The following is a 25,708-nucleotide window of genomic DNA, read 5'->3' on the forward strand; positions in this document are numbered from 1 at the left end:
GGACGGATGTTAGATGCACGTCAAGGGTTTCTGAGAAAGCCGTGAAGGCGGTGAACGACCGGTTTCCGGGGCCGCACAAGCCCAGCAGCATCCCCCCTATAGGGTCGGTGACCGTGGCGAACAAGAACATTCCCGACTCAGGCTTCCCCGACGACGACGGCTCCGCCGACCCCCGGCTGAGCGCGGCGCTCACCGCCTGGGCCGAGGACCGCACCGCCGTGGGCCCCGTCCTGGAGGCACTGAAGGGCGCCCGGCTCCTCGTCCCGGTGGTGGCCGTCCTGGGCGAGGTGGAGGAGGACGAGAACGGGCTGCGCCGCGAGAAGACGAGCGACATGGCCGTGCCGACGCTGAAGGCCGGGTCCCGGACCGCCCTGCCGGCCTTCACCTGCACCGACTCGCTGGCCCGCTGGGACCCGGCGGCCCGCCCCGTCGCCGTACCCCTGCTCCAGGCCCTCCAGGCGGCGGCGCACGAGAAGGCGGACACCGTGGTCCTGGACCTGGCCGGGCCGGTGCCGTTCGAACTGACCGGGCCCGCGCTGCTCGCCCTCGCCGAGGGCCGTACGACGACCGACCCGCTCACCGACCCCGCGGTGCGGGAGGCCGTCCGCGGCGCCGTCGCGGCCGAGCCGTCCGTCCTGCGCGCCCATCTCGGGCCCGGCCGGGCCGACGGCACCCTCGCCCTCGTGCTCGACGCGTCCGCCGCGCCGGCCGAGGCCGCCCGCGCTCTCGCCGGGCGCCTCGCCGCCGACGAGACGCTGAGGGCCCGCCTGGTGCACGGCCTCGACCTGGCACTGCTGCCGGCCGGGGCGACGCCGCCGGGCGAGCCCTTGTACGTACGGGAGGGTCGTAAACCTACTGCCCGGGACTAGCCGTAGATCGGGCCGGTGTACTTCTCGCCCGGCCCCTGACCCGGCTCGTCCGGCACGAGGGACGCCTCGCGGAAGGCCAGCTGGAGCGACTTCAGGCCGTCGCGCAGCGGGGCCGCGTGGAAGGAGCTGATCTCGGTCGCGGACGCGTCCAGCAGACCGGCGAGGGCGCTGACCAGCTTGCGCGCCTCGTCCAGGTCCTTGTACTTGTCGCCCTCCTCGGTCAGGCCGAGCTTCACCGCGGCGGCGCTCATCAGGTTGACGGCGACCGTCACGATCACCTCGACCGCGGGGACCTCGGCGATGTCGCGGGTCATGGCGTCGAAGTCGGCGGGGGACTCAGGAGAGGTGTCACTCATGTCCCACACGATAGGGCCCGGTGCACACCGGTTCGCACCACCCCCGGGGAGCTGCTAACCTTGTGTGACGACCGGCTGGACGTGCGCGACAGCGAGCGGCCCGGCCCACAAGTGGAGGCTCCGATCTCCCACCTGTCTGTCCCCTGGGACGGCGGGTCACCCCGGTCAGGCGACCACCATCGTTCCGTACGGACGATGGAGTCGTCCGAAAGCGCGCCCCGCGGCATCGCGGCGGTGCTCCGGTAGTGCTTGGAGCCCCGCACGTGATCGTCCGGGGCATTTTTTGTGCTTCGGTGCGGTTAGGTCTGTCGAAAAGAGACAAACGCGGCTGTCCGCCAGACCGCCGTGTGGTGCTAACCGAGGAGGATCCATCAGCGCCGAGCCCCGCATCAACGACCGGATTCGCGTTCCCGAGGTGCGACTTGTCGGTCCCAGTGGCGAGCAGGTGGGCATCGTCCCGCTGGCGAAGGCACTGGAGCTTGCCCAGGAGTACGACCTCGACCTCGTCGAGGTTGCGGCGAACGCCCGGCCGCCCGTGTGCAAGCTCATGGACTACGGGAAGTTCAAGTACGAGTCGGCCATGAAGGCCCGTGAGGCGCGCAAGAACCAGGCGCACACGGTCATCAAGGAGATGAAGCTCCGGCCGAAGATCGACCCGCACGACTATGACACCAAGAAGGGTCACGTCGTCCGGTTCCTCAAGCAGGGCGACAAGGTCAAGATCACGATCATGTTCCGTGGTCGCGAGCAGTCCCGGCCCGAGCTGGGCTACCGACTGCTGCAGCGGCTCGCGGAGGACGTCCAGGACCTCGGTTTCGTCGAGTCGAACCCGAAGCAGGACGGCCGCAACATGATCATGGTTCTCGGTCCGCACAAGAAGAAGACCGAGGCGATGGCCGAGGCCCGCCAGGCGCAGGAAGCCCGCAAGGCAGACGCGAAGGCCAACCCCGGCAAGTCGCAGAACGCCGCGGAGACCGAGATCGACGAGGACACTGCCGAGGAGGCTGCCGAGGCTCCTGCCGAGGCTTCCGCCGAAGCGTGACCCCCGGGGGACGCGAGTCCCCAGGACTCAACCGATACAAGAGCGACGTTCCACCGTGCCCGGTTTCCGTGACCGGGCACCGGAACGCCACCGACGAGGAGATAACGGCGCTATGCCGAAGAACAAGTCGCACAGCGGTGCCAGCAAGCGCTTCAAGGTCACCGGCTCCGGCAAGGTGCTCCGTGAGCGCGCCGGCAAGCGCCACCTGCTCGAGCACAAGTCGTCGCGCCTGACGCGCCGCCTCACCGGCAACGCCGAGATGGCCCCGGGCGACGCCAAGAAGATCAAGAAGCTTCTCGGCAAGTGACGTGAACGGCGCCCGCACGGAGCGCCGTACGTCTGGACCGGGACCCAATCGTTTCCGGGCCGTGTGAGTCCAACCGCGGCCCCGCTACAAGGAGTTAAAAGTGGCACGCGTCAAGCGGGCAGTCAACGCCCACAAGAAGCGCCGGGCGATCCTCGAGCAGGCCTCCGGCTACCGCGGTCAGCGTTCGCGCCTGTACCGCAAGGCCAAGGAGCAGGTCACCCACTCGCTGGTCTACAACTACAACGACCGCAAGAAGCGCAAGGGTGACTTCCGCCAGCTGTGGATCCAGCGCATCAACGCCGCTGCCCGCGCCAACGGCATCACGTACAACCGCTTCATCCAGGGCCTGAAGGCCGCCAACGTCGAGGTCGACCGCAAGATCCTCGCCGAGCTGGCCGTCAACGACGCCACCGCGTTCGCCGCGCTGGTCGAGGTCGCCCAGAAGGCGCTGCCCGCCGACGTCAACGCCCCGAAGGCGGCCTGACGCCGACGCCGGCCAGAGCCGACGTGACATGAGGGACCCGCAGGCTGAGCAAGCCTGCGGGTCCGCTGTTTCCTGAGCTGCCAAAGGTGAACCCCATGCCCTCCGCCACCCCCGAGCTGATCTCCCCCCGTTCCCCCCGCGTCTCCGCCGCCCGGCGGCTGGCCCGGCGGAACTTCCGGGGCAAGGAGCGGCTCTTCCTCGCGGAGGGGCCGCAGGCCGTGCGGGAGGCGGCCGGGCACCGGGACACGCTCGTGGAGCTGTTCGCCACCGTCGAGGCCGCGGAGCGGTACGCCGACATCATCGGTGAGGCCCGTGCCGCCGGGGCTCGGATGCATCTCGCCGACGAGCAGGTCATCGCCGACATCTCGACGACCGTCACCCCGCAGGGGCTCGTCGGGATCTGCCGGTTCCTGGACACCCCGTTCGCGCAGATCCTCGCCGCCCGGCCCAAGCTCGTCGCCGTACTGGCCAATGTGCGCGACCCCGGGAACGCCGGGACCGTGCTCAGGTGCGCCGACGCCGCCGGGGCCGAGGCCGTCGTGCTGACCGACGCCTCCGTCGATCTCTACAACCCCAAGGCCGTACGGGCCTCCGTGGGCTCGCTGTTCCACCTGCCGGTGGCCGTCGGCGTCCCCGTGGAGGAGGCGGTCGCCGGGCTCAAGGGCACCGGCGTCCGGGTCCTCGCCGCGGACGGCGCCGGGACCGACGACCTCGACGACGAGCTCGACAAGGGCACCATGGGCGGGCCGACCGCCTGGGTGTTCGGGAACGAGGCGTGGGGGCTCCCGGAGGAGACCCGCGCACTCGCGGACGCCGTGGTGCGCGTTCCGATCCACGGGAAGGCCGAAAGCCTGAACCTCGCCACCGCGGCCGCCGTATGTCTCTATGCGTCGGCCCGTGCACAGCGCGCCTCCGGAGGGTGCCGCTCCGTCACCGAGAGCTAGTAGGGTGACCAGCCCGGGGGGCCACCTGCGCCGTCTGAGAGGTGGGGTACGGGGATGAGTGTCGGCACGAGCAGGGCACGCGACGCGCGTCGCACGCCCGCGCCCCGGCACGGCGACCTCGCCGAGTTCGGCGTCGACCCCGACGAGCTGCCCGACGGCCTCGTCGTCGCCGACGAGCACGGCCGCGTCATCTGCTTCAACGCCGCCGCGGAACGCATCACCGAGGTCCCCGCCGCCGACGCCCTCGGCCGGCAGCTGGAGAAGGCGCTGCCGCTGGAGGATCTGGAGGGGCGCCGCTGGTGGCAGCTGACCGACCCCTACGGCGGCCTGGCCATCCGGGTCCGCCAGCCCGAGCGGAACCTGCTGCTGCCCGGCGGCCGGGAGGTCCTCGTCTCGGCCCGCTACGTCCGCGCCGAGCCCACCGGCCCGGTCCGCCGCGTCGTGGTCTCCCTGCGCGACACCGAGGCCCGCCGCCGCACCGAGCGCAGCCACGCCGAGCTGATCGCGACGGTGGCCCACGAACTGCGCTCGCCCCTCACCTCGGTGAAGGGATTCACCGCCACGCTCCTCGCCAAGTGGGAACGCTTCACCGACGACCAGAAGCGGCTGATGCTGGAGACCGTCGACGCGGACGCCGACCGGGTCACCCGGCTGATAGCGGAGCTGCTGGACATCTCGCGGATCGACTCCGGGCGGCTGGAGGTCAGGCGCCAGCCCGTCGACATCGGCGCGGCCGTCGGCCGGCACATCCAGGCCTATGTCGCAGCCGGACAGCCCGCCGACCGGTTCCTGCTGCGTCTCGAGCAGCCCCTGCCCGCGCTGTGGGCCGACCCCGACAAGGTCGACCAGGTGCTCAGCAACCTGCTGGAAAATGCCGTGCGGCACGGCGAGGGAACCGTCACGATTGACATCACGGCCACGGCGTCCCCGCGTGAAGGGGAGGACGCCGGTACGTCGGTCACGGTGAGCGACGAGGGGCCCGGCATCCCGGAGGAGTCCATGAACCGCGTCTTCACCCGCTTCTGGCGGGGCAGCAAGCGCGGCGGCACGGGCCTCGGGCTCTACATCGTCAAGGGCATCGTCGAGGCCCATGGCGGCACCATCACGGTCGGCCGCGCCCCCGGGGGCGGAGCCGAGTTCCGATTTACGTTGCCCGTGGCAGCCCCGGCGTATCTCGCCTAGCGGCCCACGGGCGCATTCGCATACTCCGACCCCGTTAGACTCGGCCCTTGGCACCTTTGCGTCCATAACCGGAGACGAGGCGTCTTCAGGTCGAGACGGGGCACGTCAGCCAGCCAATCGGAAGCACGGGAAGAGATGTCGGCACCGAATAAGTCGTACGACCCGGTCGAGGTCGAGGCGTTGAAACCGGAAGAGATCGAGCGCATGCGGGACGAGGCGCTCGCCGCCTTCGGCGCCGCGGACTCCCTCGACGCGCTCCAGGAGGCCAAGGTCGCCCACACCGGCGGCGCCTCGCCGCTGGCCCTCGCCAACCGCGAGATCGGCGCTCTGCCCCCGCATGCCAAGGCCGCCGCCGGCAAGCTGGTCGGCCAGGCCCGCGGCGCCGTGAACAAGGCGCTCGCGGCCCGCCAGGCCGAGCTGGAGGCCGAGCGCGACGCGCGCGTGCTGGTCGAGGAGGCCGTGGACGTCACGCTGCCCTACGACCGTGTGCCGGCCGGCGCCCGCCACCCGCTGACCACGCTCTCGGAGCGCATCGAGGACGTCTTCGTGGCCATGGGCTACGAGGTCGCCGAGGGCCCCGAGGTCGAGACGGAGTGGTTCAACTTCGACGCGCTGAACATCGGCCCGGACCACCCGGCCCGCGGCGAGCACGACACGTTCTTCGTGCAGGGCCCCGAAGGCGGCACCGAGTCCGGTGTCGTGCTGCGCACCCACACCTCGCCGGTCCAGATCCGTTCGCTGCTCGACCGTGAGCTGCCGGTCTACGTGATCTGCCCCGGCCGCGTGTACCGCACCGACGAGCTCGACGCCACGCACACGCCCGTCTTCCACCAGGTCGAGCTGCTCGCCGTGGACGAGGGCCTGACCATGGCCGACCTCAAGGGCACCCTCGACCACATGGTCCAGGCGCTGTTCGGCGGCGAGGGCATGAAGACCCGGCTGCGGCCGAACTTCTTCCCGTTCACCGAGCCGTCCGCCGAGATGGACATGGTGTGCTACGTCTGCCGCGGCGAGTCCGTCGGCAACCCCGACCGGCCCTGCCGCACCTGCTCCAGCGAGGGCTGGATCGAGCTCGGCGGCTGCGGCATGGTCAACCCGCGGGTGCTCACGGCCTGCGGCGTGGACCCGGAGAAGTACAGCGGCTTCGCCTTCGGGTTCGGCATCGAGCGGATGCTGATGTTCCGCCACAACGTCGAGGACATGCGAGACATGGTCGAGGGCGACGTCCGGTTCACCCGGCCGTTCGGGATGGAGATCTGATGCGGGTCCCGCTTTCTTGGCTGCGGGAGTACGTCGACCTGCCGGCGACGGAAACCGGCCGCGACGTCCAGGAGAAGCTCGTCTCGGCCGGGCTCGAGGTCGAGACCGTCGAGCACCTCGGCGCCGACCTCAAGGGCCCGCTCGTCGTCGGCCGGGTGCTGACCATCGAGGAGCTGGAGGGCTTCAAGAAGCCGATCCGCTTCTGCACCGTCGACGTCGGCCAGGCCAACGGCACCGGTGAGCCCCAGGAGATCGTCTGCGGCGCCCGCAACTTCGCCGTCGGCGACAAGGTCGTCGTGGTCCTGCCCGGCGCCACCCTGCCGGGCGGCTTCTCGATCTCCGCCCGCAAGACGTACGGCAAGACGTCCCACGGCATGATCTGCTCCAGCGACGAGCTGGGCATGGGCGACGACGGCACCAAGGGCATCATCGTGCTGCCGCCGGAGATCGAGGTCGGCAAGGACGCCGTCGAGCTGCTGGAGCTGGTCGACGAGGTCCTGGACATCGCCGTCACCGCCAACCGCGGCGACTGCCTGTCCATCCGCGGCGTCGCCCGCGAGACCGCCATCGCCTACGGCCTGCCGCTGCGCGACCCGGCGCTGATCGACGTGCCCGGCCCGAACGCCTTCGGCTACCCGGTCCAGGTCTCCGACCCCGTCGGCTGCGACCGCTTCACCGCCCGCACGGTGACGGGTCTCAGTCCCGAGGCGCGCTCCCCGATCTGGCTCCGGCGCCGGCTCCAGAAGGTCGGCATGCGCCCGATCTCGCTGGCCGTCGACGTCACCAACTACGTGATGATGGAGCTCGGCCAGCCGCTGCACGCCTACGACCGCTCCCTGGTCCAGGGCACCATCGGCGTCCGCAGGGCGGAGCCCGGCGAGAAGCTCGTCACCCTCGACGGCACCGAGCGCAAGCTCGACGCCGAGGACCTGGTGATCACCGACGACCGCGGTCCCATCGGCCTCGCCGGTGTCATGGGCGGCGCCAACACCGAGATCGCCGACCACGACGACCTGGAGAACGCCACCAGCGATGTGGTGATCGAGGCCGCGCACTTCAACGCGGTGTCCATCGCGCGCACGGCCCGCCGGCACAAGCTGTCCTCCGAGGCGTCCCGCCGCTTCGAGCGCGGTGTCGACCCGCAGGCCGCGGCGGCCGCCGCGCAGCGCACCGTCGACCTGCTGGTGCTGCTCGCCGGCGGCAGCGCCGAGGCCGGTGTCACCGAGGTCATCGCTCCCTCCGCGCCGCACACCATCACCGTCGCGGCCGACCACCCGGACAAGGTGGCGGGCGTCGACTACGGCCGCGAGACCGTCGTACGGCGGCTCCAGGAGATCGGCTGCGACGTCTACGGGCAGGACGAGCTGATCGTCACCGTGCCGTCCTGGCGGCCCGATCTCATGGAGATCAACGACCTCGCGGAGGAGGTCATCCGCCTGGAGGGCTACGAGAACCTGCCCTCCACGCTGCCCAAGCCGCCGTCGGGCCGCGGCCTCACGCACCGCCAGCGACTGCACCGCCGCATCGGCCGCGCGCTGGCCGGGGCGGGCTACGTCGAGGCGCCGAACTACCCGTTCATCGGCGAGCAGGTCTTCGACCAGCTGCTGCTGGAGGCCGACGACCCGGCCCGCCGCGTCGTGAAGCTGACCAACCCGCTCAACGACGAGGAGCCCGCGCTCCGTACGTCGCTGCTGCCGGGCCTGTTCGGCGCGCTGCGCCGCAACAACGGGCGTGGCTCGCACGACCTGGCGCTCTTCGAGACCGGCCTGGTCTTCCGGCCGCGCGAGGAGCAGCGGGTCGCCGTGGCCCTGCCGGTCGACCGGCGGCCCACCGACGCGGAGATCGCCGAACTGGACGCCACGCTGCCCGAGCAGCCGCGCCACGCCGCCGTCGTCCTCGCGGGCGCCCGCGAGCAGGCCGGCTGGTGGGGCAAGGGCCGCCCCGCGGACTGGGCCGACGCCGTCGAGGCCGCCCGGGCCGTCGCCCGCGAGGCCGGTGCCGAACTGACCGTCCGAGGCGGGCAGTACGGGCCGTGGCACCCGGGACGCACCGCCGAGCTGATGGTCGTCGTGGACGGTGCGGAGAAGGTCGTCGGTCACGCTGGTGAGCTGCACCCGCGCGTGATCAAGGCGCTCGGCCTGCCCGAGCGGACCTGTGCGATGGAGATCGACCTGGACGTGCTGGAGGCGGTCGGCAACGACACCCCGCAGGCGCCCGCCATCTCCACGTTCCCGGTGGCCACGCAGGACGTCGCCCTGGTCGTCGACAAGTTCGTGCCGCACAACGAGGTCGAGGCCGCGCTGCGTGAGGGCGCGGGCGAACTCCTCGAAAGCATCCGGCTGTTCGACGTCTACGAGAACGACGACCAGCTCGGTGAGGGCCGGAAGTCGCTGGCGTACGCGCTGCGCTTCCGCGCGGGTGACCGCACGCTGACGGTGGACGAGGCTTCGGCGGCACGGGATGCGGCGGTTGCCCTGGCGGGCGAGCGTACGGGAGCTGTTCTTCGGGGGTAGCCCAGCGGGTGGGGGACTGCGGTTCGTCGGCGGCTGCGGGTTCGTCGTGGCCTGTCGCGCAGTTCCCCGCGCCCCTGAAAAACGCTGCAGTTACCCCGTGAATATGCCCCCCACCTGCATAAATGCGGGTGGCCTGTGGGTGCTCACTCATTCGGGTGACAATCTCGGATGATCTGGCCCCGTCGGGCCATGCGATCGACAGAATCGGACCGGTCCTCAGGGGCCGGTCCGTCTGTGCTGTCGGGGCCTAAATGGGGGGCCAATCGGCATGATCCGCATCAAGCCCGGGGTTCGCCGCGGCGCGGGGAGGCGGCCGCTGCGCCGGGTGCTCGCGCTGGGACTGCCCACCGTATGGGGCGCCATGGCGATCTCCTACAAACTCACCTGTCCGCTGGCCCAGCAGAACGGCCTGGGCGCGCGTGCCGTCACCAGCGCCGTTTTCTTCGCCGTCGGAACAGGGCTGATCCTGCACGTCCGGCACGCGCTGCTGCGTGAGTTGAGGGAGGCCCGCCGGATCGCGGGCGTCGCGCAGAGCGCGCTGCTGCGCCCCCTGCCGCCGCGGATCGCGGGGCTGAACGTCGCCGCCGCTCAGGTCTCCGCCGACCGCGGCGCGGTCATCGGCGGTGATCTGTACGAGGCCATCGCGACCGAGCACGGCGTGCGGGTCGTGATGGGCGATGTGCGCGGGCACGGTCTCGCCGCCGTCAGCACGGTCGCCGCCCTGCTCGGCAGCTTCCGCGAGGCGGTGCACGACGAGCGCGAACTCGGTTCCGTGCTACGGCGGCTGGAGCGCGCCCTGGCCCGGCATCTGCGCGAGCGGGCGCGCAGCGAGCACCCCTCGGCCGGAGCGGAGCCGGACAACCCGGTCGCCGAGGAGTTCGTCACCGTACTGCTGCTGGAGATCGGGCCCGACGGAGAGACGCGCCTTCTCAACTGCGGGCACCCCTGGCCCTATCTGCTCGGCGAGGGACGGGCGGAGCCCGTGGTCCGAGCGGATCCCCTCCCTCCGCTCGGACCGTTCCCGCTCCCGCCCGAACTGGACGTGCAGCACTGCGGCCGTCTGCTGCCCGGCGAGACCCTGCTTCTCCACACGGACGGAGTGGAGGACGCGAGGGACGGCCGTGGCCGGTTCTTTCCCTTGGGCGAGGTCTTGGCCCGATACGTGCGCGACACCCCCGGGGCCGTCCCCCAGGCGGTCCTCGGATCGGTCTTCACCGCACTGCTCCGCCACACGGCGGGAGCTCCGGCGGACGACATGGCCTTGCTGGCACTGAGAAACGACCGCTGCCTGCAACGCGCCACAGGGGCGCGGGGAACTGCGCGACCGGCCACGGCACATCCGCAGCCGACAACGCACCTGTGACGCAACGGTGCTCAGTCGCCCGGCCAAGCCGCCGGCAGGCCGTCCGCCCCGCCACGGAGTGTCGGGCAGGCAGCTGGGCGGACGGCGCAAGATCGGGCCGCCGCACTGTACGAGGGGGAGCCGGCGGCCCGGCCGGCCTCTTTGCGAGGCATTTCAGTCAACCGGTCGGAAACTCTCCGCGACAGCGCGCGCACGCTGCGGATTCGAGCACTCCGTTCACACCCCGTGTGAAGCCGTTCGCACTAGTCTGAGCGGCACCGAGCGATCCGGGGGGCATATATGCAGCCCAACACTCTGCTCGACGCGATCCTGGACGAGGCCGGGATCTCGCATGCGGGGCTGGCCGCACACGTCAATCAGGCGGGGCGGGCCCGCGGTCTCGCACTCCGCTACGAACACACCGCCGTGGCGCGGTGGTTGAAGGGGCAGCGGCCGCGCGGTCAGGTGCCCGACCTGATCTGCGAGGTGCTCGCGAGCCGGCTGCACCGCCCCGTCACGCTCGACGACATCGGCCTCGGCGTGCCCGGCGAACCGTCGGCACCGCACGGCACCTCCCTCTCCGGCTTCGTCGAGCGGGCGACCGCGCTGTGGCGCTCCGACGAGCAGCAGCGCCCGCACATCCTGGGCGCGCCCGCGGTGACCGGCACGCCCGCGGTCATGCCCGTGTGGGAGTGGGAGAACCCGCCCGAGGACGTCGACGTCTCGCGCGGCGGCCGGCACCGGGTCACCCCCGCCGACCTGGAGATGCTGCGCGCCGCCCGCACCCACTACGAGCAGATGTACCGCAAGGCCGGCGGCATAGCGACCCGCACCAGGATCGTCGGCTTCCTCAACGCCGAGGCCGCCCCGCTGCTGCGCGGCAGCTACACCGATGCCACGGGGCGTCAACTGCACCGGGCGACGGGCGGGTTGGTGGCGATCGCGGGCATCTGCGCCTACGACTCCGACGCGCACGGCCTCGCCCAGCGCTACTTCCACCAGGCGCTGCGGCTGGCGAAGGCCAGCGGCGACCGCGGACTCGGGGCGTATGTGATCGCGCTGCTGGTCAACCAGTCCCTGTTCATGCGGGAGCACCGGCAGGCCGTCGCGTTCGCGGAGGCCGCGCTGCGTGCCGCCGGCAAGCACATCACCCCGGCGCTCGCCTGCGACCTGTACGCGATGCAGGCCAAGGCGTACGCGCACCTGGGCGACGGCACGACCGCGCTGTCCTGCATCCGGCGGGCCGAACAGGCCGCCGAACGCATCCGGCGCGGATACGAGCCCGACGAAACCGGCTATGTGCAGCCGGGGTTGGTCAACGTGCAGGTGGCTGAGGCGCTGCTCAGCCTCGGTGAACTCGTGGCCGCGGGGGAACACGCGGCGGCCGCCGTCGACAACCCGGCGCACGACCGCGGCCGGGTGCACCGGCTCGCCATGCTCAGCACGATCGAACTGCGCCGGGGCAACGCCGACAAGGCCGTGGCCACCGCGGTGCAGATGGCCGAACAGGCGCGCGGAATGGAGTCGCAGCGACTGCGCGACAGACTCCGGGCGGTACGCGACCACCTGGTACGCAACGGCTGCGCGGGCACCGCGGAGGCCGCCGAACTCATCGACGGCGCACTGCGCGTACCGCTGTAGACCGGTTCCTCAGCGCCGCCGAGCCACAGTCCCTGCTGCGATATTGCCACTTACTCGACGGAAGGTGGCAGAACCGTGCAGTGGACGAAACAGAACGAACAAACTGTGTACGCGAACCGCTGGTTCAAGGTCAATCTCGCGGATGTCGAGCTGCCGGACGGCCGGCATCTCGATCACTTTCTGATACGGCTGCGGCCCGTGGCCGTGGCGACCGTGGTGAACGAGGCCAACGAAGTCCTCCTCCTGTGGCGCCACCGCTTCATCACCGACAGCTGGGGGTGGGAACTCGCGGCGGGTGTGGTCGAGGACGGCGAGGACATCGCCGTCGCGGCCGCCAGGGAACTCGAGGAGGAGACCGGCTGGCGGCCGGGACCTCTGCAGCACCTCATGAGCGTGGAGCCGTCCAACGGCCTCACCGACGCCCGGCACCACATCTACTGGGCCGACGAGGGCGAATACGTCGGGCATCCCGTGGACGACTTCGAGTCGGACCGCCGGGAATGGGTCCCCCTCAAGCTCGTCCCCGACATGATCGCCCGCGGGGAGGTCCCGGCCGCCAACATGGCGGCCGCGTTACTGTACTTGCACCACCTCAGGCTCGGGCAGGATGCCCAGCCCTGATCGCCCCACGTCCTGGTCCGGTGTCAGTGGCCCAGGGCCTGCCATATCGTCGCCACGAGCGCGCCCACCGCGGTCAGCGCCGCGATCGCGGGCAGCGGCCAGCGGGCGTGCTCCAGCGCGATGATCCGTGCGCTCAGGTCGTCCATCTCCTTGTCGGTCTCCTCGGTCCGGTGGTTGAGCAGGTTGAGCCCTCCCTCGACGCGTGCGTACGCGACGTCGAGGCGGCGGCGTAACTCTGCGAGTTCCCCTTGGACCACGGGATGCTCGGGGTCGGCGGTCACGAGTCCGCTCCTTTCCGTAGTCGGCACATCCCTTGCATGCGCATGAGGAGTCAACTCGCCTGGTGGACGCGTGGGGAGCGTGTGCGAGCGGCATATGCGGGCCCGCCGCGCACACGGTGTGTGAATGGCGCGAGCCCGGCACCTCGAAAGGTGCCGGGCTCGTGTTCGTCGCACTGTGTAGTCAGCACCCTGGAACGGGCACTGTGCAACCGGCCCCAGGTCGCGGGGTCAGCGGTAGCTGTAGAAGCCCGAGCCGGACTTCCGGCCGAGCCGGCCCGCGTCGACCATGCGCTGGAGCAGCGGGGGAGCGGCGTACAGCGGCTCCTTGTACTCCTCGTACATCGAGTACGCGACGGAGGCGACCGTGTCCAGGCCGATCAGGTCGGACAGCTTCAGCGGGCCCATCGGGTGGGCGCAGCCGAGCTCCATGCCGTTGTCGATGTCCTCGCGGCTGGCGATGCCCGACTCGAACATCCGGATCGCGGAGAGGAGGTAGGGGATCAGCAGCGCGTTGACCACGAAGCCGGAGCGGTCCTGGGCCCGGATGGCGTGCTTGCCGAGCACCTTCTCGGTGAACAGCTGGGCGCGGCCGAGGGTGCCCTCGGAGGTGGTGAGTGCCGGGATCAGCTCGACCAGCTTCTGCACCGGCGCCGGGTTGAAGAAGTGGATGCCGACGACCTGGTCGGGACGCGAGGTGGCGACCGCGAGCTTGACCAGCGGGATCGAGGAGGTGTTGGAGGCCAGGATCGCGTCCGGCCGGGTCACGACCTGATCGAGGACCTGGAAGATCTCCGTCTTGACCTGCTCGTTCTCGACGACGGCCTCGATCACCAGGTCGCGGTCGGCGAACTCGCCGAGATCGGTGGTGAAGCTGAGCAGCCCCTGCGTGGCGTCGAGCTCCTCCTCGGTGATCTTGCCGCGCTCGGCCGCCTTGCTCAGGGAGTTGAACAGCCGGGTCCGGCCGATCTCCAGGGCCTCGCCGGTGGTCTCGGCGACCTTGACCTCCAGTCCGGAACGGGCGCACACCTCGGCGATGCCGGCCCCCATCTGGCCGCAGCCCACAACTCCGACGCGCGCAATGTCTCCCGCCGGGATGTCAGTCACATCGTCCCCTTCGCTGGTCTACGGGTGGGCGGCAGGTCTCCGCTGGTTCGGCCCCTGCTCCGATCGTGCACGTTACTCCCAAGTATCGATGATCGATCGTGCGGGTACGGGCATCCTGGGCGACGGAAACGATCCGTAACCGTACGGATCCGTACTGTATGGGGGTGCCCCGAAGATGGGTCGAGTGTCACGCAGGGCGTTCACGCTGGCCGCGCTCGCCACGCTGGCGGCGGCGCCGGACGCGGGTGCCGTACCGCGGCGCCGGAACGCGGTCACCGAGATGCGGGGCGTGTGGGTGGCCACCGTGGCCAACCGGGACTGGCCCTCCCGTCCGGGCCTGACGGCTGCCGAGCAGCGCGCGGAGCTGGCCGGGCTCCTCGACCTGGCGGTGCGCAACCGCCTCAACGCCGTGATGTTGCAGGTGCGTCCGACGGCGGACGCGCTGTGGCCCTCGCCGTACGAGCCCTGGTCGGAGTTCCTCACCGGGACCCAGGGCCGCGATCCCGGCTGGAACCCCCTGCAGACGGCGGTCCAGGAGGCCCACGCCCGCGGCCTGGAGCTGCACGCCTGGTTCAACCCGTACCGCGTCGCCACCCACACGGACCTGACGAGGCTCGCCGCCTCCCACCCGGCGCGCAGGCACCCCGACTGGGTGGTGCCGTACGGCGGGAAGCTCTACTACAACCCGGGGCTGCCCGAGGTCCGCGCCTTCGTCCAGGACGCGATGCTCGACGCGGTCCGCAAGTACCCCGTCGACGCCGTGCACTTCGACGACTACTTCTATCCGTATCCGGTGGCCGGCCAGACCTTCGACGACGACGAGGCCTACGACCTCTACGGCGGCGGCTTCTCGAGCAAGGCCGACTGGCGCCGCGACAACATCGACAAGCTGGTGCTCGAGATGGCCGCACGCATCAGGCGGACCCGGCCCGGCACGCAGTTCGGCATCAGCCCGTTCGCGGTCTGGCGCAACGCCGCGACCGACCCGCTCGGTTCCGACACCCGGGCGGGCGTGCAGACCTACGACGACCTGCACGCGGACACCCGCAGGTGGGTGCGCGAGCACTGGATCGACTACATCTGCCCGCAGGTCTACTGGAACATCGGGTTCGCCGCCGCGGACTACGCCGCGCTCGTGCCCTGGTGGGCGGAGGTCGCGCGGGGCACGGGCACCCGTCTGTACGTGGGGGAGGCCCTGTACCGGGCCGGCGACCCGGCGCAGGGCGCGGCGTGGCAGGACCCCACGGAGCTCTCCGGGCATCTCACCCTGGCCCAGAACTACCCGCAGGTGCGCGGGCACGTCTACTTCGCCGCCAAGGACGTGGCGGCGGACCGTATCGGGGCGATGGCACGGGTCGTCGCCGACCACTACCGCCGGCCGGCGAGGCCCCCGCGCTGATCTACATCTGCGTTTCCTTGTGCCGGATCTCGGTGTCGGGGCCGGGGGAGCACACGCCCACGTGCCCGTCCTCGAAGCGGACGCGGAACGGCGGACTGCCCTCCGGTCCCAGGACTTCGACGATCTCGCCGACCTTGTCGTGCTGTCCGACCACCCTGCCGTGCTGGACAAGCTGGTCGCCCACGGTTGCCTGCATGTGTAGGGCCTCCTCACCGATGTGCGGGAGCAGCGGTCCGTGGCCGAGTCTACGGCGCGGGGCCCGGGTTGGGACCGGTGCGTGCGTGCCGCTCAGCCCCGCGCCCGCTGGGTGACGGCGATGCATACGAGGACCGCCGCGGCCGTCAGCGGAGCGGCGGCCGTCAGGTGCTCACCCAGCAGCAGCACGGACCACACCAGTGTGAGCAGCGGCTGCGCCAACTGCAACTGGCTGGCCTTGGGGATGCCGATCGCGGCCATGCCCCGGTACCAGACGACCAGGCCGAGGAACTGCGAGCCCGCCGCGACCCAGAGCAGCCCGGTCACGCTGTGCGCGGTCAGCCGCACGGGCTCGTACGACAACGCGAGCGCCGCGGCCGGCACGCTCAGCGGCAGGCACAGCACCAGCGCCCAGCCGATGACCTGCCAGCCCGGCATGACGCGGGCCAGCCGGCCGCCCTCGGTGTATCCGGCGGCGCACACCAGCAGCGCGGCGAACAGATAGAGGTCGGCGGTGGTCAGCGCGCCGCCGCTCTGCTGCACCGTGAAGGCGACGACCGCGGCCGCGCCCGCGAGGGCCGCCGTCCAGAAGGTGCGGGAGGGGCGGTGGCCCGTGCGCAGGGCGGAGAACAGGGCGGTCGTGAGCGGCAGGAGGCCGACCACGACGGCCGCGTGCGCGGTGGTGGACGTCCGGAGCGCGAGGGTGGTCAGCAGCGGGAAGCCGGCCACGACCCCGGCGGCGACGACCGCGAGTCCGGCCCAGTGGTCGCGGTCCGGCAGCCGCACCCTCGTGACGAGCAGACAGGCGCCCGCGATGAGCGCGGCCAGCACACTGCGGACGGCCACCAGCGACCAGGGCCCGAAGCCTTCGAGCCCCCAGGCGGTGGCGGGGAAGGTGAGGGAGAAGGCGGTGACGCCGAGGACGGCCTGGAGCGTGCCGCCGGCGGCCGACGTCTCCGGCGTCTTGGGCGTCTTCGGCGGAGTGACGACCGCTATCCGCCCCGAAGCGGTAGCGCTATTCTGTGCTGTCATGCAACAGCGTAGCAGCGTGGGTGAGCTGGCGGGTCAGCTCCGACGGGAGCTGGACCGCTACTCTCCTGGTGGAAAGCTCCCGTCGAGTCGTTCCCTTGTCGAGCGGTTCCGGGTCAGCCCGGTGACCGTTTCGCGGGCCCTGGCCCAACTGGCCGCCGAGGGCCTGGTGGTGACCCGGCCGGGCGCGGGCGCCTTCCGTGCCGAGCCACGTGCCGAGTCCGCAGCGGCCGGTGACACCTCCTGGCAGGAGGTCGCGCTGAGCGCGGACGGGGCCGCCGACCTCGTCCCGCGTACGGTCGACGCGTCCGGCGTGGTGGTGTCGCTCGCCGCGCCGGCGCCCGGGGTCGTCGAGTTCAACGGCGGCTATCTGCATCCGTCCCTGCAGCCGGAGCGGGCCATGGCGGCCGCGCTGGCCCGGGCCGGACGCCGCCCCGGAGCCTGGGGCCGGCCGCCGATGGAGGGCCTGCCGGAGCTGCGCGAGTGGTTCGCCCGCGGCATCGGCGGCGGGGTCACCGCGGCCGAGGTGCTGATCACCACGGGCGGTCAGTCCGCCCTGACCACGGCCCTGCGCGCCCTGGCACCTCCGGGCGCCCCGGTACTCGTCGAATCCCCGACCTATCCGGGCATGCTGGCGATCGCGCGCTCCGCGGGCCTGCGCCCCGTGCCCGTCCCCGTGGACCCGGACGGCGTCAGGCCGTCCCTGCTCGCCGACGCGTTCCGCGCCACCGGCGCGCGGGTCTTCGTCTGCCAGCCCCTGTTCCAGAACCCGACGGGCGCGGTCCTCGCCGCGGACCGCCGCGCCGAGGTGCTGCGCATCGCCCGCGAGGCCGGTGCGTTCGTCGTCGAGGACGACTTCGTACGGCGGCTCGTGCACGAGGACGCGGGCCCGCTGCCGAGCCCGCTCGTGGCCGACGACCCCGACGGCGTCGTGGTCCACGTCGGCTCCCTGACCAAGGCGACCTCGCCCAGTTTCCGGGTGAGCGCGCTCGCCGCCCGCGGGCCGGTGCTGGAGCGGCTGCGCGCCATCCAGATCGTCGACACCTTCTTCGTCCCCCGGCCGTTGCAGGAAGCGGCCGTCGAACTCGTCGGCTCCCCGGCATGGCCCCGCCATCTCCGTTCCATCGCAACGGAGTTGAAGACCCGCCGCGACACGATGACGGCGGCTCTGCGCCTGCGGCTGCCCGAAGTGGCCCTCCCGCACATCCCCTCGGGCGGCTACCACCTCTGGCTCCGCCTCCCCGACGGCACCGACGAACTCGCCCTCACCTCCGCCGCCTTGCGCGCGGGCGTCGCCATCACCCCCGGCCGCCCCTACTTCAGCGCCGAACCCCCGGCCCCACACGCGCGGTTGAGCTTCGCGGCGGTCGCGGGGACGGGGGAGATCACTGAGGGGGTGCGGCGGCTGCGGACGGCCTTCGAGGAGGTTCGTGCATAATGCCGCGCGTGACTTCAGCGACGGATCGCCCCAGGTGGTGGTACGGGCTTCGCGGCTTCGCGTTCTTCCTGGCGGGCGGCGGACTCGGCTTCTTCGCATACGCGGTGATCTCGCAGCGGCCGGGCGGGGCACCGTGGGGGTGGCTGCTGGCCGGAGCCGTGGTCTGCGGGGTGGTCAGCGCGATGGCCCGGCGCGGTGGCCATGGGGGTGGGGCTGCGGGAAAACCGTTCGACGTTCCACCTCCCGACCTGCGAACCTCCCGCCATGAGCGACACGGTGAGCCTTCCTGAGGGGTACGAGATCTCGACCGATGCCGACCGGATCGACCTCGACCGGGTGCACCGGTGGCTGTCCACCGACGCGTACTGGGCGATGGGGCGGCCACGGGAGAAGCAGGAGCGGGCGGTCGCCGGATCGCTCAACTTCGGGGTGTACGACACGATTTCGGGGGATCAGGTGGCGTACGCCCGGGTCATCACCGACCAGGCGACCTTCGCGTGGCTGTGCGACGTCTACGTCGACCGTTCCGTGCGGGGCAAGAACATCGGGACGGCCCTGGTGGGCGCCGTACGCGATCATCTGGAGCCGTACAAGCTGCGGCGCATCCTGCTCGCCACGCACGACGCCCACGGCGTGTACGAGAAGCTCGGGTTCCGGGAGCTGGCGAGGCCCGACCAGTGGATGGCGCTGGTGTTCTGAGCGGGCGGATTGCGCCGGTTGTCCGCCAGGTCCTGACCTCGAAGTAAGCCTCCGGCCACCGTGGGTGACTCGTGGTCGCGCGCCCTTGACCTGCGCACTTCTGCGACACACCATCGCCCCATGCAACTCAGGGTCACGTTCGTCGCCGCCGCGCGCAGCTCCCCCCTGCTCGCCGAGCACTTCCAGGACGACCGCCCGCTCGACCAGGCCGGCTGGGACGAGGTGCAGCGCGCCGCCCATGACCTGATCCCGCTCGCGGCGGCCGACCTGCGCTACTGCTCGCCGACGCCGCGCAGCCGCGCGACCGGCGACGCCCTCGGCTACGCACCTCTGGTGCAGCTCGCTCTGCGCGACTGCGACATGGGCCGCTGGCGCGGTCTCACGCTCGGCGAGGCGATGGCCCGCGAGCCCGAGGCCGTCGACGCCTGGCTCGCCGACCCGAGGGCCACCCCGCACGGCGGCGAGTCGCTGCTGACCTTCATCACCCGGGTCGGCAACTGGCTCGACACCCGCCCCTTCGAGGACGGCGGCCGCATCGTCGCCGTGGCCGAGCCGTCCGTGGTCCGCGCGGCCCTCGTCTACGCCCTCAAGGCCCCGCCCTCCACCTACTGGAACCTCGACGTGCGCCCCCTGTCCACCACCACGGTCACCGGCCACGCGGGCCGCTGGAACCTCCGCTTCGACGCACGCTCAGCCCAGGCGTCCCGCGCCTAGAGGTCACATCTCCCGTACGGATGCGGGAGGTTGGGCGTCCTCGGTCTCTGGAACTCCCCGCACGTACTCGGTGGCCAGCACAAGATCCTTGGCCGGTCCGCCCACCCGCCACACCGTCCGCCAGTGATCCGCGTCCCGGACCGTGAACTCGCCGCGGTAGAAGTCCGCCGCACACGGATGGTCCGCGACATACCGGCCGGACGTCAGGTCCAGATCGTGAAAAGGGCGGCCGTCGGCGAAACGGACGTCCGCCGAGCCCGGTGAACTCCCCGGCAGGAAGCGGAGAGTGCGCTCGGCGGGGCGGGCGACGCCCTGCCAGGTGAACGTCCCGGACTCCTCGTGCAGCAGCCCGCCGTCCTCGAGCGGGCTGAAGACCGTCGTCCCCGCGAAGTGCCCCTCGGCCCCACTCGCCAGATCCCGCACGGTCCGGTCGACGCGCCAGCGTCCGGCCAGATGGGCGAGTACGTCCGGCACGGGCCACAACTCGGCCATCGTCAGCGCTTCCTGCGGCGACGGCGCAGACCGTCGGGGGAGTCGCTGGGAGCCTTGCGGTCGGCCTGGGCCCGGATCTCCTGGTGCGCCGCGTGGCTGGTGGTGCGGAAAGCCTCCTCGTACGCGGCCAGCGCCCCGCTCAGACCGCCGCCCGCCGTCCCGCGACGGCGGATCCGGCGCGCCAGCCCCGTGAACGCCAGCATGACGACGGCCAGGAACGCGGTCAGCAGGAGGTAGGGCACAAGCGCATGCATGGCCTCGACCTTACGCCCGGCACCGCCCGCCCCATTGACGTGCTCACGCCCCTTACCTATGTTTCCGTTCGAAGTGCTGACCGCTGTCTGATATCTCGAACGATCGTCATGATCCATTCCCAGAGCCGCGGAGTACCATGTCACATTCCACCCGTCGCGCCCGGCTGAGACTCGGCCTCGGGGCAAGCGCCTGCCTCCTTGCCGCCGGCCTTCTTCCGGCCCCCGCCCACGCAGCCGACGCAGCAGATGCCACCGATGTCACCGACTACGCGATCAACGTCGACCCCACCGCCAAGGGCGCGAAGATCGACGACACGATGTACGGCGTCTTCTTCGAGGACATCAACCGCGCCGCCGACGGCGGCCTGTACGCCGAGCTCGTGCAGAACCGGTCCTTCGAGTACTCCACCGCGGACAACACCTCGTACACGCCCCTCACCGCGTGGACGGTCGACGGTACGGCGCAGGTCGTGGACGACGACGGCCGGCTGAACGCCCGTAACCGCAACTACCTCTCCCTGGGCGCCGGTTCGGCGGTCACGAACATCGGATACAACACCGGCTTCCGGGTCGAGCAGGGCAAGGCGTACGACTTCTCCGTGTGGGCCCGCGCCGCGAGCGGCACCACGCTCACCGTCTCCCTGGGGGACGCCGACGGCACTCTGGCCACCGCCCGCCGGGTGGCCGTGGGCAAGGGCGGCTGGGCGCGGTACAAGGCGACCTTCACCGCCACCCGCACCAGCTCGAACGGCCGCCTCACCGTGGGCTCTTCGGCCGCCGCCGCGCTCGACATGGTCTCCCTCTTCCCGCGCGACACCTACAAGCACGAGCCGAACGGCCTGCGCAAGGACCTCGCCGAGAAGATCGCCGCCCTGCACCCGGGCTTCGTACGCTTCCCCGGCGGCTGCCTGGTCAACACCGGCTCCATGCAGGACTACAGCGCGGCCTCCGGCTACCAGCGCAAGCGCTCCTACCAGTGGAAGGACACCGTCGGCCCGGTCGAGACCCGTGCGACGAACTCCAACTTCTGGGGCTACAACCAGAGTTACGGACTCGGCTACTACGAGTACTTCCGCTTCGCCGAGGACGTCGGCGCCATGCCGCTGCCGGTGGTCCCGGCCCTGGTCACCGGCTGCGGCCAGAACAAGGCCGTCGACGACGACGCGCTGCTGAAGCGGCACATCCAGGACACCCTCGACCTCATCGAGTTCGCCAACGGGCCGGTGACGTCCAAGTGGGGCAAGGTGCGCGCGCGGATGGGCCACCCCAAGCCCTTCCACCTCACGCACATCGAGGTCGGCAACGAGGAGAACCTGCCGAACGAGTTCTTCACCCGCTTCAAGCAGTTCCGCGCCGCCATCGACGCCAAGTACCCGTACATGACGGTGATCTCCAACGCGGGCCCGGACGACTCCGGTTCGACCTTCGACACGGCCTGGCAGCTCAACAAGGACGCCAAGGTCGACATGGTCGACGAGCACTACTACAACAGCCCGCAGTGGTTCCTGCAGAACAACGACCGCTACGACTCCTACGACCGAGGCGGACCCAAGGTCTTCCTGGGCGAGTACGCCTCCGGCGGCAACGCCTTCAAGAACGGTCTCGCCGAGGCTGCGTACATGACCGGCCTGGAGCGCAACGCGGACGTCGTGAAACTCGCCTCGTACGCACCGCTGTTCGCCAACGAGGACTACGTGCAGTGGCGTCCGGACATGGTCTGGTTCAACAACCACGCCTCCTGGAGCTCGGCCGACTACGAGGTCCAGAAGCTGTTCATGAACAACGTCGGCGACCGGGTCGTGCCCTCGACCGCCACCGGCACGCCGTCACTGCTCGCCCCCATCACCGGCGCCGTCGGCCTGTCGACCTGGGCCACCAGTGCCGCGTACGACGACGTGAAGGTGACGGACGCCGACGGGAACCCGCTGCTGGCCGACGACTTCTCCGGTGACGCCTCGAAGTGGACGCACACCGGCGGCGGCAGCTGGAGCGTCCAGGACGGGCAGTACGTGCAGACGGACACCGCCGCCGAGAACACCATGGTCTCGGCCGGTGACGCCACATGGCACGACTACGACCTGCGGGTGAAGGCCACCAAGAAGTCCGGCAAGGAAGGCTTCCTCGTCGCCTTCGGCGTCAAGGACACCGGCAACTACTACTGGTGGAACCTGGGCGGCTGGGGCAACACCCAGTCCGCCGTCGAACAGGCCGTGGACGGCGGCAAGTCGACGCTGATCGCCAAGGCGGGGTCGGTCGAGACGGGCCGTGCGTACGACATCGACGTCAAGGTGCGGGGCCGCAAGGTGACGCTGTACCTCGACGGCCAGGAGTGGGGCAGCTTCACCGACGACAAGCCGGCCGAGCCGTTCCGCCAGGTCGTCACCAGGGACGCGCGGACCGGTGACCTGATCGTCAAGGTGGTCAACGCCCAGTCCTCGGCGGCCCGCACGGCCGTCGACCTCGGCGGCGCGAAGGTCGCGCCGAAGGCGCGGGTGACGACGCTGTCCGGCGCGCCGGACGCCGTGAACACCGAGACGAGCACGCCCGTCGCACCGGCGGTGTCCACCTTCTCGGGGGTCGCCGGCACGTTCACGTACACCTTCCCGGCGAACTCGGTCACCTTCCTGCGGATCAGGCAGAAGTAGGGCCCGGTGTGGGCTGCCGCCCGACCGGCGGCAGCCCACCACATGCGCTGAAATTCACGCTCAAACAATGCACTGGGAAAGTCCCGTTTCCCTGCCGTTCATTCCTCTGTAAATCCCCGCCCGTATTCGGAATTGACGCCACCACTTTTCATGGTCGGCACAACCAATCCGAAAGACGGACCGTCTGAAAGGTCGAATCGATAAACCGCGGGGAGTAACAGGCAATGGAACGCTCGACACTGTCCGCGGCCGTTTCGGGTGACCATTTCGCACCGAGGAAGGCCGCGGCACTGCTCGCGGCCGTCATCACCGCCACCGCGCTCTGCGTCGCCGACACGGCCGCCCGCAGCTATCCGTTCGGCCCGAACACGCGCAGCGTCAACGACCTCGGCAACCAGTACGTGCCGTTCCACGCCCACCTGTGGGACCTGCTGCACGGACGGGCCGACGGGGGCTTCCTCGTCAACTGGCGGTCCGGGTACGGCTCCAGCTTCCTGCCGGACTTCGGCACGTATCTGAGCAGCCCGTTCGCGCTGCTCGTCGGCGTCTTCCCGCGGGACGGGATCGACCTCGCGGTGTACGTGGTCACCGTGCTGAAGACGGCCTGCGCGGCCGCCGCGATGGCCTGGCTGCTGCTGAGCCTGCGCCGCGGGCGCTGGTGGGGCGCCGGGCTGCTCGGCGCCTCGTACGCCCTGTGCGGCTGGAGCGTCGCGGTCGGCTCGTACAACCCGATGTGGCTCGACGGCCTGATCGCGCTGCCGCTGCTGTGCCTGGCCGGGGAGTGGACGCGGCAGGGCCGGCGTCCCCTGCTCGGCGTACTGGTGGTCGCCCTCGTCTGGATCGCCAACTTCTACACCGCCTACATGGCCACCCTCGCCGCCGGTCTGGTGCTGCTGCTCAGGCTGTGGCTCGCCCGTGCCACCCGCCGTCAGCGGCTGGTGGCCGCGGGCCGCGCAGCCGTCACCGTCCTGCTCGGCGTGGGCCTCGCCGCCCCGCTGCTGACCGTCGTGTACCTCGGTACCAAGCACGCCTACCCGGGCCGGCTCGTGCGGTTCCGGCCGGTGCCGACGGAGGACCTGCTGGCCCGGCTGCTGCCCACGACGTACAGCTTCAGCAGTCCGGCGGTCTACGCCGGGACCGCCGCGCTCGTCCTCGCCCTCGCCCTGCCCTTCCACCGGAGGGTGCCCCGCCGCGTGCGCACGGGCTGGACGCTCCTGACCGTCGCGGTCGCGCTGTCGCTCCAGTGGGGTCCGACCCAGCTGGTCTGGCACGCCTTCGCCACCCCGCAGGGCAGCGCGTACCGCGAGGCTTTCGTGCTGTGCGCGCTGCTGGTGATCGCCGCCTGGCACGCGCTGTCCTACGGACCGCCGGACCCGCGGGCCCTGGGCGCGGCGAGCGTGCTACTGGTGCTGATCACCGCCGTCGCGAGCCGGAGCGCCCTGGTGCACCCCGTCACCTGGGCGGTGTTCGTGCTCGCGGTCGCCGGCGCGCTCGGCGGCCTGGCGATCCTGCGGTACACGGACGGCGGCCGGGGCGCCGACGGGCGCCTGCGGGCGGACGGCGGACGCCGCGTCGTGATGGCGGGCCTCGCCCTCGCCCTGCTCTTCGGCGGGCAGTTCGGCGAGGCGATGGCCACCTCCGCCGTCGCCACCCGGCTGCGGCTCGGGCACATGGACGACTACGCGCCCTGGGGCGCACGGCAGGAGGCCCAGGCGAAGGTGATCGCGCGGGCCGACGGCTGGCCCCGGTACCGCACCGACCCGGGCCGTGAACAGACCGTCGGCAACGACCCGTTGACGGTCGGCGGCCAGGGCGCCCAGTACTACAGCAGCCTCACCTCGGACGTCCTCAGCCGTACGCTCACCGCCCTCGGCGGCGGCTGGAACTCCCGCGGCCGCAGCCTGCAGAGCCTCGACAACGCCGCCACCGACGCGATCTTCTCCGTCGGCGCACGGGTGCACTCCCCGCCGGACCCGCACCAGAACTGGTTCGACCAGGACGGCAGCGGGCCCACCGTGACCCGGCAGGACGTGCCGCCCCTGGTCACCCTGCGCCCCTCGGGAGCGCCCGCCGCCGGCTGGGGCCCGTCGCCGTACCGCAACCAGGAACTCCTGCTGGGCGCCCGCGTCTACACCGTCCCCCGCATCACCGTGCGGACCAGCAAGGGGCTGCCGCCGAGCCCCGACCCCAGACACCCCGGGCTGCTCGTCGGTGTGCCCGACCCCGGAACCACGCGGCAGCCGACCGTCACGGCCACCTGCCCGGCCGGCAGCGAGGTCTATCTGTGGGCGCCGCACTTCTGGGGCACCGCGCAGCTCGCCGACGGCGGTCCCACCGGGCGTTTCCGGTCGGACGTCCGTGTCACCAAGATCGCCGCCATGCAGCGGCTGGGCACGGTCCCGGCCTCGGGGCGGGTGCACATCGATCTGACCCCGAACGGCACCGGCACCGTCCCGGACGGCGCGGTCGGCTGCCTGGACACCGCCCGGCTGCACACCGCCGTCGCCCGTCTCAAGGCCACCGGGGCCACCCGGGTGACCGTCTCCGGCGACTCCGTCAGCGCCCAACTGCCCCAGGGCAGCAAGGGAGTCGCCGTCGTCGCGGCGCCCCGGATCGCCGGCTGGCGCTGCGCGGCCGGCGACGCCGACGCCCGGCCGGCGGGGGAGTACCACGGCCTGATCGCCGTGCCCGTCGACGGCTCCGCCACCACTGTCACCTGCACCTTCCACCCGCCCGGGCTGCGGCTCGGCACGGCCGTCGGGGCCGCCTCGCTGCTGACCCTGGCCCTGCTCAGCGGCCTCGCCGCCGTCCGCCGACGGCGCCGCGCCGCACCGCCGCCCACCACGACCACCCGGCCGCGCGAACCGGTCACCGGCGCTCTCTGACCGCGTCCTTGG

Annotated in this window: 23 protein-coding genes and 1 pseudogene; 17 read left to right on the top strand and 7 right to left on the bottom strand. The window is 71.4% G+C overall.

Annotated elements, in window-relative coordinates; translation table 11 throughout:
* Window positions 1–113 precede the first annotated feature (113 nt).
* Window positions 114–869 (top strand): SseB family protein, encoded by a 756-nt coding sequence (locus ACIBN2_RS24115; RefSeq protein ID WP_399137094.1) that lies wholly within the window; start codon window positions 114–116, stop codon window positions 867–869.
* On the opposite strand, the gene ACIBN2_RS24120 is transcribed toward ACIBN2_RS24115, so the two are convergent.
* Window positions 866–1,225 carry a DUF1844 domain-containing protein gene (locus ACIBN2_RS24120; RefSeq protein ID WP_399137095.1) on the bottom strand — a complete coding sequence of 120 codons (360 nt, stop codon included), beginning with the start codon at window positions 1,223–1,225 and terminating at the stop codon, window positions 866–868. The two genes, ACIBN2_RS24115 and ACIBN2_RS24120, sit on opposite strands and share 4 nt — an antisense overlap.
* Window positions 1,226–1,570: 345 nt before the next feature.
* On the opposite strand from ACIBN2_RS24120, the pseudogene infC reads away from it, so the two are divergent.
* The 10 genes and pseudogenes from infC to ACIBN2_RS24170 all read left to right on the top strand — a co-directional run bounded on the left by infC (window position 1,571) and on the right by ACIBN2_RS24170 (window position 12,561).
* A pseudogene (gene infC, locus ACIBN2_RS24125) lies at window positions 1,571–2,267 on the top strand (translation initiation factor IF-3).
* A gap of 112 nt (window positions 2,268–2,379) precedes the next feature.
* Entirely contained in the window at window positions 2,380–2,574 is a 195-nt protein-coding gene (gene rpmI / locus ACIBN2_RS24130) for a 50S ribosomal protein L35 (protein WP_007829094.1), read from the top strand.
* Between the two features lie 100 nt (window positions 2,575–2,674).
* Window positions 2,675–3,058 (top strand): 50S ribosomal protein L20, encoded by a 384-nt coding sequence (gene rplT, locus ACIBN2_RS24135; protein ID WP_004933571.1) that lies wholly within the window; start codon window positions 2,675–2,677, stop codon window positions 3,056–3,058.
* 95 nt (window positions 3,059–3,153) lie between these two features.
* On the top strand, window positions 3,154–4,002 hold the full coding sequence (locus tag ACIBN2_RS24140) for a TrmH family RNA methyltransferase (protein WP_399137097.1): 849 nt from the start codon (window positions 3,154–3,156) through the stop codon (window positions 4,000–4,002).
* Window positions 4,003–4,056: 54 nt separating this feature from the next.
* Window positions 4,057–5,184, top strand: a complete 1,128-nt coding sequence (locus tag ACIBN2_RS24145) for an ATP-binding protein (RefSeq protein ID WP_399137099.1) — start codon at window positions 4,057–4,059, stop codon at window positions 5,182–5,184.
* A gap of 135 nt (window positions 5,185–5,319) precedes the next feature.
* On the top strand, window positions 5,320–6,444 hold the full coding sequence (gene pheS / locus ACIBN2_RS24150; protein WP_399137101.1) for a phenylalanine--tRNA ligase subunit alpha: 1,125 nt from the start codon (window positions 5,320–5,322) through the stop codon (window positions 6,442–6,444).
* Window positions 6,444–8,957 carry a phenylalanine--tRNA ligase subunit beta gene (gene pheT, locus ACIBN2_RS24155; protein ID WP_399137103.1) on the top strand — a complete coding sequence of 838 codons (2,514 nt, stop codon included), beginning with the start codon at window positions 6,444–6,446 and terminating at the stop codon, window positions 8,955–8,957. Before pheS ends, pheT begins: the two co-directional genes overlap by 1 nt.
* A gap of 268 nt (window positions 8,958–9,225) precedes the next feature.
* Entirely contained in the window at window positions 9,226–10,320 is a 1,095-nt protein-coding gene (locus ACIBN2_RS24160) for a PP2C family protein-serine/threonine phosphatase (protein WP_399137105.1), read from the top strand.
* Between the two features lie 279 nt (window positions 10,321–10,599).
* Window positions 10,600–11,940: a transcriptional regulator gene (locus ACIBN2_RS24165; RefSeq protein WP_399137106.1), complete on the top strand. Its 1,341-nt coding sequence runs from the start codon at window positions 10,600–10,602 to the stop codon at window positions 11,938–11,940.
* A 75-nt stretch (window positions 11,941–12,015) separates the two neighbouring features.
* On the top strand, window positions 12,016–12,561 hold the full coding sequence (locus ACIBN2_RS24170) for an NUDIX hydrolase (protein ID WP_399137108.1): 546 nt from the start codon (window positions 12,016–12,018) through the stop codon (window positions 12,559–12,561).
* Between the two features lie 23 nt (window positions 12,562–12,584).
* Here ACIBN2_RS24170 and ACIBN2_RS24175 read toward each other — a convergent pair whose 3' ends face one another.
* Entirely contained in the window at window positions 12,585–12,842 is a 258-nt protein-coding gene (locus ACIBN2_RS24175; RefSeq protein ID WP_393865123.1) for a hypothetical protein, read from the bottom strand.
* 228 nt (window positions 12,843–13,070) lie between these two features.
* Window positions 13,071–13,946 carry a 3-hydroxybutyryl-CoA dehydrogenase gene (locus ACIBN2_RS24180; protein WP_399137110.1) on the bottom strand — a complete coding sequence of 292 codons (876 nt, stop codon included), beginning with the start codon at window positions 13,944–13,946 and terminating at the stop codon, window positions 13,071–13,073.
* Between the two features lie 175 nt (window positions 13,947–14,121).
* On the opposite strand from ACIBN2_RS24180, the gene ACIBN2_RS24185 reads away from it, so the two are divergent.
* Window positions 14,122–15,345, top strand: coding sequence for a glycoside hydrolase family 10 protein (locus tag ACIBN2_RS24185; protein WP_399137112.1), 1,224 nt, complete (start codon window positions 14,122–14,124; stop codon window positions 15,343–15,345).
* Window position 15,346: 1 nt separating this feature from the next.
* Here the strand turns inward: ACIBN2_RS24185 and ACIBN2_RS24190 are convergent, their stop codons facing one another.
* Entirely contained in the window at window positions 15,347–15,541 is a 195-nt protein-coding gene (locus ACIBN2_RS24190; RefSeq protein ID WP_393865126.1) for a DUF1918 domain-containing protein, read from the bottom strand.
* A gap of 92 nt (window positions 15,542–15,633) precedes the next feature.
* Window positions 15,634–16,572, bottom strand: coding sequence for a DMT family transporter (locus ACIBN2_RS24195; protein WP_399137113.1), 939 nt, complete (start codon window positions 16,570–16,572; stop codon window positions 15,634–15,636).
* Between ACIBN2_RS24195 and ACIBN2_RS24200 the strand changes: the two genes are divergently transcribed.
* From ACIBN2_RS24200 to ACIBN2_RS24210, 3 genes are all read left to right on the top strand, one after another.
* Window positions 16,571–18,007 carry a PLP-dependent aminotransferase family protein gene (locus ACIBN2_RS24200; protein ID WP_399137114.1) on the top strand — a complete coding sequence of 479 codons (1,437 nt, stop codon included), beginning with the start codon at window positions 16,571–16,573 and terminating at the stop codon, window positions 18,005–18,007. The two genes, ACIBN2_RS24195 and ACIBN2_RS24200, sit on opposite strands and share 2 nt — an antisense overlap.
* Before the next feature lie 264 nt (window positions 18,008–18,271).
* Window positions 18,272–18,706 carry a GNAT family N-acetyltransferase gene (locus tag ACIBN2_RS24205; RefSeq protein ID WP_399137116.1) on the top strand — a complete coding sequence of 145 codons (435 nt, stop codon included), beginning with the start codon at window positions 18,272–18,274 and terminating at the stop codon, window positions 18,704–18,706.
* A gap of 120 nt (window positions 18,707–18,826) precedes the next feature.
* On the top strand, window positions 18,827–19,420 hold the full coding sequence (locus tag ACIBN2_RS24210; protein ID WP_399137118.1) for a histidine phosphatase family protein: 594 nt from the start codon (window positions 18,827–18,829) through the stop codon (window positions 19,418–19,420).
* A 3-nt stretch (window positions 19,421–19,423) separates the two neighbouring features.
* Here the strand turns inward: ACIBN2_RS24210 and ACIBN2_RS24215 are convergent, their stop codons facing one another.
* The gene (locus tag ACIBN2_RS24215; protein ID WP_399137120.1) at window positions 19,424–19,912 is read right to left on the bottom strand and encodes a DUF6314 family protein; all 489 of its coding nucleotides are present in this window, start codon (window positions 19,910–19,912) and stop codon (window positions 19,424–19,426) included.
* A 2-nt stretch (window positions 19,913–19,914) separates the two neighbouring features.
* Window positions 19,915–20,166, bottom strand: a complete 252-nt coding sequence (locus tag ACIBN2_RS24220; RefSeq protein WP_399137121.1) for a hypothetical protein — start codon at window positions 20,164–20,166, stop codon at window positions 19,915–19,917.
* A gap of 137 nt (window positions 20,167–20,303) precedes the next feature.
* Between ACIBN2_RS24220 and ACIBN2_RS24225 the strand changes: the two genes are divergently transcribed.
* Together ACIBN2_RS24225 and ACIBN2_RS24230 are read left to right on the top strand one after the other, a co-directional pair.
* Entirely contained in the window at window positions 20,304–22,811 is a 2,508-nt protein-coding gene (locus tag ACIBN2_RS24225; RefSeq protein ID WP_399137123.1) for an alpha-L-arabinofuranosidase C-terminal domain-containing protein, read from the top strand.
* 224 nt (window positions 22,812–23,035) lie between these two features.
* Window positions 23,036–25,696, top strand: coding sequence for a YfhO family protein (locus ACIBN2_RS24230; protein WP_399137125.1), 2,661 nt, complete (start codon window positions 23,036–23,038; stop codon window positions 25,694–25,696).
* The last annotated feature ends 12 nt before the right edge of the window (window positions 25,697–25,708 follow it).

The sequence above is a fragment of the Streptomyces sp. NPDC050534 genome (assembly GCF_044457745.1).
Classification (GTDB): Bacteria; Actinomycetota; Actinomycetes; order Streptomycetales; family Streptomycetaceae; genus Streptomyces.